The sequence below is a fragment of the Paractinoplanes brasiliensis genome (assembly GCF_004362215.1).
GTDB classification, from domain to species: domain Bacteria; phylum Actinomycetota; class Actinomycetes; order Mycobacteriales; family Micromonosporaceae; genus Actinoplanes; species Actinoplanes brasiliensis.
Genome location: NZ_SNWR01000001.1, coordinates 6685254 through 6701900, shown reverse-complemented (window position 1 = coordinate 6701900; position 16647 = coordinate 6685254). Strand labels below are relative to the sequence as shown.

Annotated in this window: 9 protein-coding genes; 6 read left to right on the top strand and 3 right to left on the bottom strand. The window is 70.9% G+C overall.

The genetic code is table 11. The features are described from left to right. Nucleotides 1-134: 134 nt before the first annotated feature. Nucleotides 135-3455, bottom strand: a complete 3321-nt coding sequence (gene galT / locus C8E87_RS46705) for a galactose-1-phosphate uridylyltransferase (protein WP_307870758.1) — start codon at nt 3453-3455, stop codon at nt 135-137. Nucleotides 3456-3637: 182 nt separating this feature from the next. On the opposite strand from galT, the gene C8E87_RS30020 reads away from it, so the two are divergent. From C8E87_RS30020 to C8E87_RS29995, 6 genes are all read left to right on the top strand, one after another. Next, complete coding sequence (locus C8E87_RS30020; RefSeq protein WP_133876193.1) at nt 3638-4948, top strand: ABC transporter substrate-binding protein; 1311 nt, start codon at nt 3638-3640, stop codon at nt 4946-4948. Continuing rightward, the gene (locus tag C8E87_RS30015) at nt 4945-5841 is read left to right on the top strand and encodes a carbohydrate ABC transporter permease (protein ID WP_133876192.1); all 897 of its coding nucleotides are present in this window, start codon (nt 4945-4947) and stop codon (nt 5839-5841) included. Before C8E87_RS30020 ends, C8E87_RS30015 begins: the two co-directional genes overlap by 4 nt. Nucleotides 5842-5843: 2 nt before the next feature. Further along, on the top strand, nt 5844-6731 hold the full coding sequence (locus tag C8E87_RS30010) for a carbohydrate ABC transporter permease (RefSeq protein WP_133876191.1): 888 nt from the start codon (nt 5844-5846) through the stop codon (nt 6729-6731). A 141-nt stretch (nt 6732-6872) separates the two neighbouring features. Then, nucleotides 6873-7919, top strand: coding sequence for a LacI family DNA-binding transcriptional regulator (locus tag C8E87_RS30005; RefSeq protein ID WP_133877160.1), 1047 nt, complete (start codon nt 6873-6875; stop codon nt 7917-7919). 162 nt (nt 7920-8081) lie between these two features. Next, on the top strand, nt 8082-9191 hold the full coding sequence (locus C8E87_RS30000) for a glycoside hydrolase family 53 protein (RefSeq protein WP_203720701.1): 1110 nt from the start codon (nt 8082-8084) through the stop codon (nt 9189-9191). A 272-nt stretch (nt 9192-9463) separates the two neighbouring features. Beyond that, on the top strand, nt 9464-10915 hold the full coding sequence (locus tag C8E87_RS29995) for an NAD(P)/FAD-dependent oxidoreductase (protein WP_133876190.1): 1452 nt from the start codon (nt 9464-9466) through the stop codon (nt 10913-10915). Here the strand turns inward: C8E87_RS29995 and C8E87_RS29990 are convergent. Both C8E87_RS29990 and C8E87_RS29985 read right to left on the bottom strand, forming a co-directional pair. Further along, entirely contained in the window at nt 10912-11709 is a 798-nt protein-coding gene (locus C8E87_RS29990) for an ATP-binding protein (RefSeq protein ID WP_133876189.1), read from the bottom strand. The genes C8E87_RS29995 and C8E87_RS29990 overlap by 4 nt on opposite strands. Nucleotides 11710-11790: 81 nt before the next feature. After that, complete coding sequence (locus C8E87_RS29985) at nt 11791-16584, bottom strand: PDDEXK-like endonuclease domain-containing protein (protein WP_133876188.1); 4794 nt, start codon at nt 16582-16584, stop codon at nt 11791-11793. Between the last annotated feature and the right edge of the window lie 63 nt (nt 16585-16647).

Below are 16647 nucleotides of genomic sequence, written 5' to 3'. Positions count from 1 at the left end.
TGACCGCCGTGGATGCATGATGGGACATTGCAGGAGCCGGGCGGCGGCGAGGGCTCCCGCCGACGCCCGGCCTGAGCAACAAAGGGCATAAAACGGTTAAGTCGAAAATGTCCGAGTGGGGTGACGCCTGACGATCACACTGCCCGCAGCCGGGCGGCCACCCGCTCCGGCGACGTGTCGCTGATCCAGGAAGCCATCGCCGACTCCACCCCCGCCAGATACTTCAGCTTCCCCGGCGCCCGCAAGACCGAGAACACCTGCAGATGGAGCCGGAACAGGTCACGCCCCGTCCGCACCGGCGCCTGGAACACCCCCGAGATGTACGGCAAAGCCTCCACCCCGTCGTAGTACCGGTCGAGCCGCCCCAGCACGTCCAGGTAGATCACGGCCAGGTCGTCCCGCTCCTCGTCGGTCAGCGCCGGCAGGTCAGGCACGTCCCGGTGCGGCGCCAGGTGCACCTCGACCGGCCACCGAGCCGCCGCGGGCACGTAAGCTGTCCAGTGCGCACTCGACGCCACCACCCGGGTCCCGGCTCGCTGCTCGGCCGCGAGGATGTCGGCGAACAACCGGGGCCGCCGCGCTGCCCGGGACAGCATCCGTTCGACCTTCGGCGGCACGAACGGGAACGCGTAGATCTGCCCGTGCGGGTGCGGCAGCGTCACCCCGGTCTCGCGCCCCCGGTTCTCGAACACGAACACCTGCTCCACCGTCTCCACCTGCGACAACGCCACCGTACGGTCGGCCCAGGCGTCGATGACCGTCCGGGCGCGTGACGGGCTGAGCGTCCCGAACGAGCCCGACGGCTCCGACGAGAAGACCACGACTTCCGTACGCCCGGAAGCAGGCCGGACGGGCCACAACGGGTCCCCGTCGATCAACTCCGGCCCGTGGAAGGCCCGCGACGAGAACGACGGGAAACGGTTTTCGAAGACCACCACGTCGTACGTCTCCTCGGCCACCTCGGTCGGAAAGCCGCCCGCAGTCGTCGGCGCGAGCGGGTCCTGGTCGGCCGCTGGCAGGAAGGTCCGGTCGTTGCGGTGGGCCGCGATCGCGATCCACTCCCCGGTCAGCGGGTCGAGCCGCATCTCCGCCTGTTCCGGCGCCGGGGTCAGGGGCCGCTGGTCGACCGCCCGGCGAGGTTTGAACGGCAGCGTGTCGTCGTAGTAGATGATCTCGCGACCGTCGGCCATGTGCCGCACGCTGCGGCGTACCCGGTGCCCGCGCTCGTGCCAGGTCGCCCGGCCGAGCACCCGTACGCCGTCCAGTGCCAGCAGCTGCTGGCCGTCGGCGGCGAGGAGCCGTTCCCGGGCCTCGTGCGGCAGCGCCACGGTCGACCCGGCGGCCAGCGGCAGCAGGTGCAGGGTCAGCTCGGCGCCCGGCTGCCATCCGGTGTCGCGCAGATTGACCGTCCAGGGCGAGCCGTCCCAGAACCGGTCGGTGACGGGCCGCCCGTCGACCCGCAGCTGCCCGACGTCGCCCGCCCAGTCGATGTGCAGGAACGCGTCCACCCCGGCGGGGATCGGCGGAATGTCGAGCCGATGGACGGCGGCCAGCTCGTCGAACGTCTCCGCGGCGGGGGCGGACTGGCGGCCGTCGTATTTCCCGTACGCGACCGGAACCGTGGCGGCTGCCGGGCGTACGGGGAAGGGGTTGAGCGACGCCGTGAACCCGGAACCGTCGCCGTCGAGCGGCAGCTCCACGAACTCACCGGCGACCGGGTCATAGACGCGCGCCGAGGGTGTGCCGGTGGCGAGGACGTCGACCCGCCCGTCCGAGCCCCAGCGCAGCTCGTCATCGGAGAGCAGCAGCCGGCGCCGCGGCCCGTCCTCGTCGACCCAGACCGAGGCGGCCACCGAGGCCGGCAGCACCAGCAGGTCGAAACCACCGGCCCGCACCGGGGACAGGCCCGGGGTCACCGCCGAGACCACACCACCGACCGCGTACGTGACCTCGATGCCCGCCGAGGCGACCAGCACCAGCGTCGGCACCGGGCCGGGCAGCACGGTCAGCGCCGAGGCGGTGGCCCAGTCGAGCACGCCGTCACCCACCGGCAGCCGCAGCGGCCAGCAGGCCAGGGTTCCGGCCGGGACGTCCACCGGCGACGACGGCACGGCCAGCTCGTGCTCACCCAGGGAAACCCGGAACTGCGCCTGCTCGTAGGCGGGCAGCGGGAAGTGTGGCTGGTGCCAGGCGACGAAGAGAAACCCGCTCTCGCCGTCGCTGCGCAACGCGTAGCGCAGGGTCGTGGAGTCGTTGACCCCGGACGGGCGTACGGGGGGAAGGGTTGACGGCATCTCGGCGAGCCGGTCGCCGAACGCCGCCAGGAAAGCGTGCTGCCGGCGCAGTTCGGCGTGGCTGGGCGCGAGCAGGCCGGACTCGCCGATCGGCGCGTGGAAGTCGTACCCCAGCGGCGGCATGTCGTTCGGGTAGCCGGTGGCGTGCGACTCCTGCGCGCCACCGGGCAGGACGGGGTTGGTGCCCCCGGCGTACATGTAATAGCCCTGCCAGGCCGACCCGTTGCCGATCTTGCAGTGCGCGATCGTGGCCACGTCGAGCGGGGCCGGCCAGGGGCGCCGGTGGTACGCGGTCGCCATGCCGCCGCCGAGCTCGCAGGTCGCCGGGGGGAACAGCGGCGAGGGCGTACGGGGTTGGGGCGCGCTCAGTTTCGCCTCGTGCATGCGCCGCAGGTCGGCGCCGATGCCCGGGTCGTCCCAGACGTGCGAGAAGAAGTAGTGGTCGCGGAACGTCGGGTCCCAGGGCGCGCCGGCGTCGACCCAGAACCCGTCGCCGTATCCGCCGTAGAGCGGCAGCACCTCGTCGTCGGGCAGGTCGGCGCCACCCCACGCGGTCGCCGTCCACAGCGGAGCGGTCAAACCGGCCTCGCGGGCCAGCCGCTTGAGCGTGACGAGGTGGCCGGGCTGGTCGTAGAGCTCGTTCTCGAGCTGAATGCCGAGCAGCTCGGCCCCGGCGACCTGCGAGGCCAGCTGCCCGAACCACTCCCGCACGAGCTCCAGGTAGGCCGGGTCGTCGGTGCGGTGCGCGACCGGGGCCCGCTGCACCCAGTCGGGGAACCCGCCGTTGCGGCTCTCGCCGTGGCACCACGGTCCGATGCGCAGCACCATGTCGAGCCCGGCGTTGCGCACCTCGTCGAGGAAGGCGGCGACGTCGAGGTTGCCGTCGAAGCGGGGTTCGCCGCGGCGTTCGACGTGGTGCAGCCAGAACACGTAGCTGGCCACGACGGTGACGCCGCCGGCGCGCATCTGCCGCAGGCGCTCGGCCCAGCGGTGGCGGGGCACGCGGCTGAAGTGCAGCTCGCCCGAGACCGGGACTACCGGCCGGCCGCTCAGCGACAGGTGGCGGCTGGTCAGCGCGACCCCCGGCCGTACGTCCTCGTCGTTCGTCATCCGGGGCCGGCGCGGCGGCTCGGACCACGGATGGTGCGCGACAAACAACACGGCTGCCCCCTGCGGATCTGACTCAAGCCCTGTAACCGGTCACAGGTCGATGAGCACGCACGATACCTCGGCGTAACGGGCAGGACGCAAGGTCTTGACAATCATGAAAACGAGCATCACTGTAACCGGTCACAGGCCCAATCGGGTGACGCACGTCTCTCCCCTCCGAGTGAGGAGCATCGATGAGGAAAACATTCGCCGGGGCCCTGGCCGCGGCGCTTCTGATGACGACCGCCGCGTGCAGCGGCGACGACACCGGCTCCGGCGCCTCCACGGCCGACCCCAACGAGAAGGTCGCGCTGACCTACTGGAGCTGGGCGCCGAACATGGACAAGGTGGTCGAGGGCTGGAACGCCTCCCACCCCAACATCCAGGTCACCGTCAACAAGCAGGACGGCGGCGACCCGGCCGTGGCCAAGCTGCTCACCGCGATCAAGGCCGGCAGCGGCGCCCCCGACATCATGCAGGCCGAGTACCAGAAGATCCCGACCCTGGTCGCGGCCGACGCCGTCGCCGACATCGCCAAGGAGACGGGCGACCTCAAGGCCAAGTTTCCCGAATCCGCCTGGAACGCCGTGACGCTCGGCGGCGAGGCGGTCTACGGCGTCCCGCAGGACTCCGGCCCGATGATGTTCTTCTACCGCTCCGACGTCTTCGACAAGGCCGGCGTCCAAGTACCGAAGACCTGGGACGAGTACGCCGAGGTCGCCCGCAAGATCCACAAGGCGAACCCGAAGCAGTACCTGGGCACGTTCTCCTCCAACGACCCGGGCTGGTTCGCGGGCCTCTCGCAGCAGGCCGGCGCCTCGTGGTGGGGCGTGCAGGGCGACTCCTGGACGGTCGCCATCAACGACGCCAACACCAAGAAGGTCGCCGACTACTGGGGTGGCCTGGTGCAGGAGGGCGTCATCGACAACAAGCCGATGTACACGCCCGAGTGGAACGCGGCCCTCAACGACGGCACCCAGGTCGGCTGGCTCGGGGCGGTCTGGGGTCCCGGCGTGCTCGAGGGCAACGCCGCCTCGACCAAGGGCAAGTGGAACACCGCGCTGCTGCCCAACTGGGACGCCGCGGCCCCGGCCAACGGCAACTGGGGCGGCTCGGCCACCAGCGTCACCTCGCAGAGCAAGCACAAGGCGCAGGCCGCCGAGTTCGTGAAGTGGCTCAACACCGATCCCGCCGCCCTCAAGGCGCTGGCCGGCACGGCAAACGTCTACCCCGCCGCCAACGACGCCACCGGCGTCGCGCTGACCCAGCCGCCGGCCTTCTTCAGCAACCAGCCCGACTTCTACGCGCTCGCCGCCGAGGCCGGCAAGATCACCAAGCCCTTCACGTACGGTCCGAACGTCAACGTCGCCTACAGCGCGTACAACGACGCCTTCGGCAAGGCCGCCGAGGGCAAGAAGGCCGCCGGCTTCGGAGCCGCCCTCGACACCATCCAGCAGGCCACCGTGGGTGACCTGAAGAACGCCGGATTCACCGTCGCCGGATGAGGACCAAAGGAGCGCCGTACGCCTTCCTCGCCCCGGCGCTGGTGCTGTTCGCGGCGTTCCTGGCCGCGCCGATCGTCTACGCCGGCTACCTGAGCCTGCGCCGGGTCAAGGTCAGCGGCCTTGGCCTCGGTGCGGGCGCCCGCACCGAGGTGTGGGCCGGGCTCAGCAACTACGCCCGGTCGCTGACCGACCCCGAGTTCGTGCCCAGCGTGCTGCGCGTCGGGGCGTACGGGCTGATCGTGGTTCCCGCCATGCTCGGGCTCGCGCTGGTCATGGCCCTGCTGCTCGACGCCGGCCGGACCCGGGTGGGCACCTTCGCCCGCACGTCGATCTTCCTCCCGTACGCGGTCCCGGCCGTGATCGCCTCGCTGCTGTGGGGCTTCCTGTACCTGCCGCGGGTCAGCCCGATCGTCGACGTGCTGGACGCGGTCGGCGTCACGGCCCCGGACGCCCTGAGCTCGTCCTGGGTGCTCTACGCGGTCGCCAACATCGCGATCTGGGGCGGCGCCGGCTTCAACATGATCGTGCTCTACACCGCGCTGCGCGCCATCCCGACCGACCTGTTCGAGGCGGCCCGCATCGACGGCGCCTCCGACGTGCAGATCGCGCTGCGCATCAAGATCCCGATCATCGGGCCGTCGCTGGTGATGACGTTCCTGTTCTCGCTCATCGCCACGCTGCAGGTCTTCGCCGAGCCGATGACCCTGCGGCCGCTCAGCAACACCATCTCGACGACCTGGACCCCGTTGATGAAGGTGTACCGGGACGCGTTCGTGCGCAACGACATCTACTCCGCCGCGGCCACGTCGGTGATCATCGCGGCGGCCACGTTCGTCATCTCGTACGGGTTCCTCAAGCTCGTCGGCTCGCGCGCCTTCAGTCAGGAGAACTGATCATGGCTGTCGTCCTGGAACGCGCCGCGGTCGTGACCGCCGACGCGTCACCGCCCCGCCGGCGCCGCACCAGCCCCACCGCCACCGTGCTGTTGCTGCTCGGAGCCGCGTACTGCCTGATGCCGGTGCTGTGGGTGGTGGTCGCGTCGACCAAGAGCGCGAGCGAGCTGTTCACCACGTTCACGTTCTTGCCCAGCACGCACCTGTTCGACAACATCGCCTCGCTCAGCGGGTACCGCGACGGGTTGTACTGGCGCTGGATGCTCAACTCGGCGATCTTCGCGGGCGGCGGCGCGGCGGCGTCGACGCTGGTCAGCGCCATGGCCGGGTTCGCGCTGGCCAAGTACGACTTCCGCGGCAAGGCGCTGGTGTTCAACATCGTGCTGGCCGGGGTGCTCGTGCCTGCGGTGATCCTGGCCATCCCGCAGTACCTGCTGCTGGCCAAGGTCGGCATGACCAACACGTACTGGTCGGTGCTGCTGCCGAGCTTCATCAGCCCGTACGGGATCTATCTGTGCCGGATCTTCGCGGCGGCCACCGTGCCCGACGAGGTGCTGGAGGCGGCCCGGATGGACGGCGCGAACGACTGGCGCAGCTTCTCCCGCGTGGCGCTGCCGATGATGCGCGCCGGGCTGGTCACCGTGTTCCTGTTCCAGTTCGTGGCGATCTGGAACAACTACATGCTGCCGTTCATCATGCTCGGCGACGACAGGCTGTTCCCGGTGACGGTCGGGCTCAGCGGCCTGCTCAACCAGGGCGCCACCCAGCCGGCCATGTACACCTCGGTGGTCACCGGCGCGCTGCTGTCGATCATTCCGCTGGTCGTGCTGTTCCTGACCCTGCAACGCTACTGGCGAGTCGACCTCGGCGCGGGCGCGGTGAAGGCATGACCGACTGCACCGGAGTGAGCGAAGCAGGCGTAGGGCCAGGAGGGCATGCCAACGGAGACTCAGCATGACCGACTGCACCGGAGTGAGCGAAGCAGGCGTAGGGCCAGGAGGGCATGCCAACGGAGACTCAGCGTGACCTCTATGATTCCGCACGTGCCGACAACGCCGTCACCAGGGCGTAAGCGGCCCACGATCCGCGACGTCGCGCGCGAGGCCGGGGTCTCCTACGCCACGGTCTCCCGCGTCCTCAACGGGCGCGAGTGGGTCAGCCCCGAGGCCGTCCGCGCGGTCCGCGAGGCCATTTCCCGTACGGGATACACGGCGAACCCGCACGCCCGCTCGCTCGCCACCGGCAAGTCGGGGTCGATCGCGTTCCTGCTCACCGAGCCGCAGCACCTGCTCTTCGAGGACCCGAACTTCTCGGTGCTGCTGCGCGGCGTGGCCCAGGCCCTGTCCGACCGTGAGCTCACGCTGATCCTGATGATCGCGTCGACTCCCGAGGAACGCGCCCGGACGATCGCCTACCTCTCCGGCGGCCACGTCGACGGGGTGCTGCTGGTGTCCCCGCACTCCGGCGACCCGCTGCTCAGCCAGCTCGTCCGGGCCGAGGTGCCGATCGTGGCCTGCGGGCGGGTCCTCGGCTACGAACAGGTGATCAGCTCGGTGATGGCCGACGACCGCAACGGCGGGCGCTCGGCGGTCGAGCACCTGATCGGCGCGGGCTGCGGCCGGATCGCCACGATCACCGGCCCGCAGGACACGGCCGGCGGCGTCGACCGGTTGCAGGGCTACCACGACGCGCTGATCGCGCACGGCCTGACGATCGACCCCGGCCGCATCGTGCACGGCGACTGGAGCCGGGAATCGGGGGCTGCGGCCATGCGTACGCTGCTCGAACGCTCTCCCGACCTCGACGCGGTTTTCGCCGCCTCCGACGCGATGGCCGACGGCGCGCTGCGCGTGCTGCGGGAGGCCGGGCGGGATGTGCCCGGCGACGTCCGGGTGGTCGGCTTCGACGACTCGGGGCTGGCCGCCACCACCGAGCCCCCGCTGACCACGGTCCGGCACCCCCTCGACCGGGTCAGCGAGGAAATGGTCCGCCTGCTCACCGACGTGATCGCGGGCCGCACTCCGCTTTCCATCACCGTGCCCACGACCCTGGTCGTGCGCGCGTCCTCGCCCGCCTGAGCCCCTCCCCTGGCTCAGGCACCCGCACCACCCCGGCCCTTCCCCGGGCCGGGCCCGCACCACCGGCCCCTTCCCCGGGCCGGGCATCCGCACCACGCTCCGCGGCACCACTCCGGCGTCTCCACCGTCGCCGGTACGTCCCCTTCGTCGTGAAGGAGCGATATGAACCTGTCCCGCATCCGCGCGGCCGTGGTCACCGCCGTCCTGGTGACCACCGCCGTCCTGACCCCCACCCCCGCCCACGCCGCGAACACCCTCACCATGCGCGGCGCCGACGTGTCGTCGCTGCAGCGCACGCTCGACCTCGGCGGCAAGTACTACAACGCCTCCGGCAACGCCGCCGACCCGTACGACATCCTCAAGTCGGCCGGGGTCAACTACGCCCGGCTGCGCATCTGGAACAACCCGGCCAGCGGCTACAACAACAAGGCCAAGGTGCTCCAGCAGGCCAGGGCGATCAAGGCCAAGGGTCTGAAACTGCTGATCGACTTCCACTACTCGGACACCTGGGCCGACCCGGGCAAGCAGTTCCCGCCCGCGGCCTGGGCCGGCCACTCGCTCAGCCAGCTCGGCACGGACGTCTACAACTACACGTACGACGTCTGCACCGCCCTGAAGAACCAGGGCACCACGCCGGACAGCATCCAGGTCGGCAACGAGATCAACGTCGGCATGCTGTGGCCCCGCGGCCAGGTCGTGAACAACAACTTCGCGCCGCTGGCCTCGCTGCTCAAGCAGGGTTACAACGCGGTCAAGGCGTGCAACAGCGCCACCCAGGTGTGGGTGCACGTGGCCGACGCCGACAGCATGGCCAACATGCGCTGGTTCTTCGACGGCATCAGGTCGCAGGGCGTGCCGTGGGACGTGACGGCCTTGTCGTACTACTGCATGTGGCACGGCACGCTGGCCAACCTCTACAACGTCATCGTCGACGCCCGCACCCGGTACGGCAAACCGGTCGTGATCGCCGAGACGGCGTACCAGTTCACCACCGCCGACGCCGACAACGAGCCGAACTCCATCCCCGGCACGGTGCTGTGCGACAACATCCCGGCCACGTGGGCGGGTCAGGCCCAGCAGTTCAGCTGGGTCCAGAACACCGCCCGCAACGCCGGCGCCGTCGGCGTCTTCTACTGGGAACCCACCTGGTACGCCATCAAGGGCAACGGCTGGGATCCGGCGAACATCAACGGCACCGGCGACGGCTGGGACAACATGGCCGTCTTCGACTGGTCCGGCCGCGTGAACCCGTCCATCCGCTGGACCCCTTAACCGCCGTGCGCCGTGGGCCGGTCGACGCCGGCCCACGGCCGGTCACCCCAGCCTCGTGTGAGGCGTCCTACCCCACCAAACCCTCACGGTATTCCGCCGGGGTGGGGCATGATGACGACATTCGGGTTTTTCCGTGGCCGGGCTGGGAAAGCAAGGTGTCACGAGGCCCCGCGCACGCCCGCGCCGGGCCTCCACAGTGTCGATACTCACGGCATAGTTGGCCTGGTCAGGGTGCTCTACCTAACGAGACACCGAGCACCGAGGGAGTGGTAATGCAGCGGCATCGGGTGGCAGTCATCGGGGCCGGCTTCGGGGGTCTTTTCGCCATCAAGGCGCTCCGCAAGGCCGACGTCGACATCACACTCATCAACGGCACGGCTTACCACTTGTTCCAGCCCCTGCTCTATCAGGTGGCCACCGGCGTGCTGTCCGAGGGCGAGATCGCCCCGCCCATCCGTGAGGTGCTCAAGGGCCAGGACAACGTCGACGTCAAGCTGGGCTGGGCCCGCGAGGTCGACACGGAACGCAAGATCATTACGGTGGCCGGCCCGGGCATCGATTACACGGTGGCGTACGACTCGCTGATCGTGGCCGCCGGCGCCTCGCAGTCCTACTTCGGCAACGACCACTTCACCGACTACGCGCCGGGCATGAAGAGCATCGACGACGCTCTCGAGCTGCGGGCCAGGATCTTCGGCGCGTTCGAGATCGCCGACCTGCAGACCGATCCCGAGGCGCAGGAGCGCTGGCTCACCTTCGTGGTGGTCGGCGCCGGCGCGACGGGGGTCGAGATGGCCGGCCAGATCGCCGAGCTGGCCCACCGCAACCTGGTCGGGCAGTACAAGCACATCGACCCGCGCCGGGCCCGCATCATCCTGATCGACGCGGTCGGCGCGGTGCTCAACACGTTCGGCGACCACCTGTCGACCCGCGCGCTGCGCCAGCTGCACCTGATGGGCGTCGAGGTGGAGCTCAACACCAAGGTGGTCGACGTCGACGCGACCGGCATCGAGGTCGAGTCCGAGCGCGGCCACCAGCGCATCCCGTCGATGACCAAGGTGTGGGCCGCCGGTGTGCAGGCGCCGCCGCTGGCCCGGCAGATCGCCGAGTCGGCCGGGGCCGAGACCGACCGCGCGGGCCGGGTCATGGTGCAGCCCGACCTGACCGTTCCCGGTCACCCCGAGATCTTCGTGCTGGGCGACATGATGCACCTGCCCGGTGAGGACGGCCGCCCGCTGCCCGGCGTGGCTCAGGTGGCGATCCAGGGCGGGCGCTACGCGGCCGACGTGATCAAGCGCCGGCTGCGCCGCAAGGACGCGCCCGGCCCGTTCAAGTATTTCGACAAGGGCAGCATGGCCACGATCTCGCGGTTCTCCGCGGTGGCCAGCATCGGCAAGTTGCGTCTGTCGGGTTTCTTCGCCTGGCTGATGTGGCTCGTGGTGCACGTGATCTACCTGGTCGGCTTCAAGAACAGGTTCACCACGGTGCTGCACTGGGCGGTCAGCTTCATCGGCCGCGGCCGCTCCGAGCGGGTCGCCACCGAGCAGCAGGCGTTCGCGCGACGGGCCATGCGCGAGTACGGCGACCCGTACAGGCGGGTCCGGGTCAACGGCGACGCCGAGCCCGGGGCCGGCGGCGGCGAGCCGTCCGTGACGACGACCGGCGTGCCGACCGGCAAGCACCCGTCCGGAGCCACGAAGGCCAAGGCCACCGTCAGCAACTAGGCCCGCACGGTCGCCCAGACCAGTTTGCCGTCCCGGGTGGGGAGTGCTCCCCACCCGGCCGACGCCGCCCGCACCGTCCGCAGTCCCTGACCACGCAGGTCCCACAGGTTGCCCGGCGGGTCGAGAGGCGGCTCGACCAGGTGGGGCAGGCGCGGGTTGCGGTCGGCGACGATCACTTGCAGGCCGTTGCCGCGGCGCACCGCGACGGCGTGGAACGGCGTGGCCGCGTGCTCGATCGCGTTGGCCGCGAGTTCGCTCATCACCAGCCGGGCCGGGTAGAGCACTGCGGACAGCCCCCACGCGCTGCACGCCTCGCTGACGAGGTTGCGCGCGAGTGCGGGGCTGTCGGGGTGGGGCGGCAGCTCGATGCTCCGCCGGTCGAGCACCGGTCCGCCGGCCACCATCGCCGCGTGTGCCAGTTCCAGGCTGTCGAAGACGGGCAGGGAGTTCGGCGGGCCGAGCCGGTCGAGCCGCTGGGTGAGCGCGGCGCGCCGGGGCAGGCAGGCGGCGACCCGTACGGGCGGGGTCATCGACGCCCCGACCCGGGACACTGTCATCCAGGTGGGGGCGCTCGCAGCCTTGGTGTCGATGACGGCGTTCAGGTCGACCACCAACGCGGCCGGGTGGGCGTACAGCACAGTTTTCACGGCCGTGAACGAGTCCCGGCGCAGGGGCGTCCCCCAGGTTCCGCGCACGGTGAGGATGGTGACCGCGCTGTCCGCGTCGGCCGTCACCGCCACGGCGCCGGAAACGTCTCGGGAGCCGTGACGACGGAGGGCATGACGTCCGCGCATGACCGGCCAACGATTGTTTTCCATAAACGGCGACGCGTACCCACCGAAGAGATCACCATGCGCGAATACCGGCTATTACTCCTAAAGGGTGTCCCCCGTTGGGGTTATCGGCGCCTCGCGCGGCAGCAGCTCGCCCGAAATGGCCCGGTACGGCGGCCATTCGGGGACGGCGAGCTGGTCGATCCCGACCGGGTCGGCCAGCGCCCGGTCGATCGCCGCGCGCAGCCGGTTCTGTTCCTCGGCCGGGTTCTGATACCAGGCCACCGACCAGATCCGGTGCATGTGCCAGCCCAGCTCGCGCAGCGCCTCGTCACGCAGGCGGTCCCGGTCGCGTGAGGACGGGATGTGCTGATACTCGGGCCCGTCGAACTCGATGCCGATGGCGAACACGTCGTCGTCCTGATCGGGGTGCAGCACGCCCAGGTCGATCCAGTGGCCGGCGGCGCCCACCCTGCGGCGTACGCGGTAACCCCACGAGGTGAGGGCGGTGAGCACCGCGTCCTCGAAGGGCGACGCGTCCTCACGGTCGGTGATGTCGCGGCCCAGCGTGGCGGCGGACCTCTCGGCGTACTCGAGGAAGGCCTTGAGGTGCCGGACGCTCTCGTTGCCCATGTCGGGGACGTCACCGGCCCGGATGGACGAGACCACCTCGACGCGCTCGCGGGCGCGGGTGATCGCCACGTTGAGGCGCCGCCAGCCCATCGGCCGGTTGAGCGCCCCGAAGTTCGTGCTGATCTTGTCGTTCTCGTCGTAGCCGTAGCCGATCGACATGATGATCACGTCGCGGACGTCACCCTGCACCGCCTCCAGGCTCTTGCAGAAGAACCCGGAGAGCCGGTCGTTGTCGTCGAGGAGGTGCTCGAGGTCGGGGCGCTCGCCGAGGGCGCGGCGCACCGCGTCGTCGACGGCGTCGGCCTGGGCCACCGAGAGCGTCACCACGCCCAGCGTCTTGTCGGGCCGGGTCGTGTAGTGGTGCAGCACCCGCTCGGCCACCGCGTCGGCCTCGATCGGGTTGTCCGACGTGGTCTGCCGCCGATAGACGCCGTCGACCAGGAACATCTCGACGCCGTGGCCGGGTTCCTGCGGGTAGGAACGGGTCATGGCGACCAGGCGGCCGTGGTAGTAGGCGATGTTGGCGAAGGCGAACAACGCCTCGTGCCGGCTGCGGTGGTGCCAGCCCAGGTGCAGCACCGGGAACGTGTCGCGGGCGAGCTCCAGGATGGACGGGAAGTCGGTGACGTCGTCGGAGACCCGGTCGTAGTACGAGGTCGGCGGCAGCTGCCGCTCGTCCCCCGCGACCACGAGAGCGTCGCCCCGGTAGATGCAGTTGATCGCGTCGGCCGTGGTCACCTGCGACGCCTCGTCGATGACGACCATGTCGAACTCCATCTCGGGCGGCAGGTAGCGGCTCACCGCGAGCGGGCTCATCAGCAGGCACGGCTTGAGCCCCTGCACGGCGTGCCGGGCCTGGGCCAGCAGTTCCCGCACGGGCAGGTGCCCGGACTGCTTGTTGCCCTCGCGCCGGATCACGCCGGGCTCACCGGCGGCCGACGCGGACGGGCGGCGGGCCTCAACGGCGTAGACGATGTCGGCCAGCGCGGCCGAGGTCAGCTCGCGGTCGAGCAGGCGGTAGACGTCGACCAGGTGGGTACGGTCCTCGGCCGCGACCGGCTGCAGGCCCGGGTCGTCGCGGATGACGGCGTCGGCCCATCCGCGGTAGAGCGACCGCTCCAGCACGGGCCAGACCTGCTCGATCGGCGTCTCCTGTTCGGCGCAGAACTCCAGCGCCTCGGCCAGGCCGTGGTCGACCAGCACCCGCCGGGCGTCCTCGTGCCGGAACCACTCCTGCTGTCCCTCGCCGTCGTGCAGCAGCTCGACGAGCAGGTCACGGGCGCCGTCGTAGTCGCCGAGCCGCTCGTTGAGCTCGGCGTGGCGGGCGGGGCCGAACGCGTCGAGCACCTGGCCCCGGGCTGCCTCCCAGCCGGCGACCGCGGCGGGCAGCCCCTCGGTGGGGTGGGCCTCCATCAGCGCGTGGGCCTGTTCCCGGGTCATCGGCGCGTCCTCGCCGGTCATCAGCCGCCGGGCCTGCACCGTCCATGCGACGACCTCGTTCATCGCCTCGTCGTCGGTCTTGGTGCCCCGATAGACGGTGCCCAGCACAGCCGAGTGCGTGGTGGCCTCGGCCCAGATGGCCGCCTCGGCGTCGGTGGCGGCCTGGCGCTGCTCGGCGATGCTCATGGCCTCGGCCAAAGTCAGGTCGCGTCCGGTGGGCACGCTGTACGACCGGATCATCTCGGCCGCCGCGTGCAGCGGGGCGATGTGGGCGCGCAGCCACGTGACCGCGTCGATGATGGCCCCCTCCCCCAGTTCCGGGCGCGGGGCGCGGGCCGGGGCCGGGCGCAGGGTGGTGCGGAACCGGGTGAACTCGTCGCGGGCCTCGCCGACGATACGCAGCAGCGCGCTGTTGGGCCGGGGCGCGCAGACGTGCACGGTGACGGCGGGCAGCGCGTCGGCCGGCACCTCGCGGATCACCTCGTCCGCGGTGTGCAACGCGTCCTGAATGGCGTGGAAGTCGGTGTCCATGCCCTTCCAGTGCCGGCCCAGCAGCTCGGCGTGCTCGGCCTCGGCCGCCGCCAGATCCTCCAGGGCCTGCTTCCAGGCGGCGGCGTCCTCGACGTGGGTCACCGCCTCGGACGGTTTGACGTCGGGCCGCGCGGCCTCGACGGCCAGTCGCTTGTCGCGGCGATAGGGCCGCAACAGCCGGCGCGGGCCCCGGTGGCGGGTGAGCCGGTCGGCGACCTCGGTGATCGGCTCCTCGAGCACCGCCTCGTCGAAGTGCTCCCGGGCCTGCGACTCGGTTTCCCGTACGCGCTCGACCGCCAGCCGCAGCGCCCGCACCGCAGCGTGGGCCGCCGGCATCCCGCCGGTGGCGAACCAGGACGGCTCCGGTTTGTGCTCCCGGCTGATCAGGTCGGCCACCGTGATGACCCGGTTGGAGTCGGAGAACGTGACCACGTTGGGCAGCCCGAGCCGGGCGGTGACCCGGTCGAGGCTCCCCAGACGGCTCTCCAGCCGGTCGGCCTCCTCGGCGAACTTGTTGGCCAGGTGGTCGGCCTGGGCGGCGTTGAGCGGTTTGAGGTCGACCGGCTCGGGGACCAGGTGCGACAGGTCCGGGACGGCGGCCATCTCGTCGGCCGAGGGCAGCTCGGCCCACGGGATGCCGCCGTAGCGCAGCGCGGCCAGATGGTGGGTGAGGTCGGTGGCCGCCTTCTGCACCGGCTGGATGCTGTCGATCGTCAGCCAGTCCTCCTCGACCTTGACCGGGCGCTTGGCGGCGTGGGCCGAGAGCGCGGCCAGCCGGGCCGCGCCGGCCGGTTCGTGCAGGTCGAACGCGTCGGCCAGGGTCGAGTTGGCGATCACCGTCTCGGCCAGGATGCCGAGGGCGGTCAGGGCCTGGCGCAGGCGGCCGTCGAGCGGCTCCCGGTCTGTCGCCTCGCGCCAGGTGTACGTGTCGCTGCGTACCCGGCCGAGCCGAGCCACCGCGTCGCGGATGCGATGGACGGCGTCCGCGGTGAGCTCGTGCGGGTCGACCGTCGCGACCGGGGCGGCCGGCACGTCGAGCAGGCGGGCACAGATGCCCAGCACGTCGAAGAGGCTGCGGCCGAGCGGCTGACGGATGCGGTTCAAGGCTTCCGCGTACGAGGTGAGCCTCTCCCGCCGCTCCCGCACGGCTCGCCGGTCGATCGGGTCCATGGTCGCCAGCGGCACGGAATCGGTCTCGAGCGCGGTGGCCAGCGCGTCGGCCACCTCGCGCCGCCCGGTCAGGTCGCTGTGCAGGGCCAGCAGGTAGTTGCCGAGCCCGGCCTCGGTGAGCCGGCGCTGCACGGTGTCGAGCGCGGCGGCCTTTTCCGAGACGACCAGCACCCGTTTGCCCGCGTGCATCAGCCCGCCGACGATGTTGGCGACCGTCTGCGACTTGCCGGTGCCGGGCGGGCCGTCGAGCACGAAGCTGCGCCCGGCCACGGCGGCGGCCACGGCGACCCGCTGGGTGGCGTCGGCGTCGAGGATCAGCGGGACGTCCTCGGGCGGCGCCACGACGTCGATGCGCTCGACCGGGGTGGGCTCGAAGGCGAACGCACGGTCGGCGTCGCGCGTGGCCAGGGCGCGGACGACAGGGTGCTCGACGATGTGGGGCTCGTTCTCGTACAGGTCGTAGTACATCGCCTCGCGGTGCACGCTCAGGCAGGACAGCGTGATCGTCTCGTCGGCGTACCAGCCGCGCCGCTCGCCGATCGCGACGTCGACCATGGCCCAGAGCACGGTGACGTCGAGCTCGGCCAGCGAGTTGATCTCAGGAAACTCGATGTCGAGGTCGTCCATGCGCACGGTCAGGGCGGGGTTGACGATCGGGTCCTCGGGACGGGCGATCAGCCGCGGGCCGGCCGGGTCGATCTCGACCGGGATGAGCAGGATCGGGCTCTCGTACGGGGTCCCGTCGTCGTCCGCCCAGTGCAGCATGCCCAGGCCCAGGAAGAGCGGCGAGACCCCCCGGTCGAGCATCTCCTGGCGGGAACGGCGCCAGAACCCGTGCAGCAACGCGCCGAGCTGCTCCTCGGGCAGCTCGGTGCGCAGCACGTGCACGGGGGTGTCCGGGCCCTCGGCGTGGAAGCTGTAGCCGCCGCCCTCCTGCAGGACCTTGACGATCGCCTTGGGCGCCGGGCCGGTGATCTCGACGGCGCCCGAGGCGACCCGGGCGAAGTTGAGCAGGGGGTTGGCGCCGGTCAGGTCGACCAGGCCGGAGCGCCAGGTCTCCAGGGCCGCTCTGACCTCGGCGCCTGGGAGCCCGCCCGTATCCTCTTCATGTTCCGGCCACATGCCCCAATTCCAGCAAGCCGGACGGTCGTTACGTGGGTGATTGGGCGACCTGCTTCCGGATAT

What these genes read in the sequence shown, in the direction of transcription:
- C8E87_RS30020 (WP_133876193.1), top strand. Translation starts at nt 3,638, where the DNA reads ATGAGGAAAACATTCGCCGGGGCCCTGGCCGCGGCGCTTCTGATGACG.
- C8E87_RS30015 (WP_133876192.1), top strand. Translation starts at nt 4,945, where the DNA reads ATGAGGACCAAAGGAGCGCCGTACGCCTTCCTCGCCCCGGCGCTGGTG.
- C8E87_RS30010 (WP_133876191.1), top strand. Translation starts at nt 5,844, where the DNA reads ATGGCTGTCGTCCTGGAACGCGCCGCGGTCGTGACCGCCGACGCGTCA.
- C8E87_RS30005 (WP_133877160.1), top strand. Translation starts at nt 6,873, where the DNA reads ATGATTCCGCACGTGCCGACAACGCCGTCACCAGGGCGTAAGCGGCCC.
- C8E87_RS30000 (WP_203720701.1), top strand. Translation starts at nt 8,082, where the DNA reads ATGAACCTGTCCCGCATCCGCGCGGCCGTGGTCACCGCCGTCCTGGTG.
- C8E87_RS29995 (WP_133876190.1), top strand. Translation starts at nt 9,464, where the DNA reads ATGCAGCGGCATCGGGTGGCAGTCATCGGGGCCGGCTTCGGGGGTCTT.
- C8E87_RS29990 (WP_133876189.1), bottom strand. Translation starts at nt 11,709, where the DNA reads ATGCGCGGACGTCATGCCCTCCGTCGTCACGGCTCCCGAGACGTTTCC.
- C8E87_RS29985 (WP_133876188.1), bottom strand. Translation starts at nt 16,584, where the DNA reads ATGTGGCCGGAACATGAAGAGGATACGGGCGGGCTCCCAGGCGCCGAG.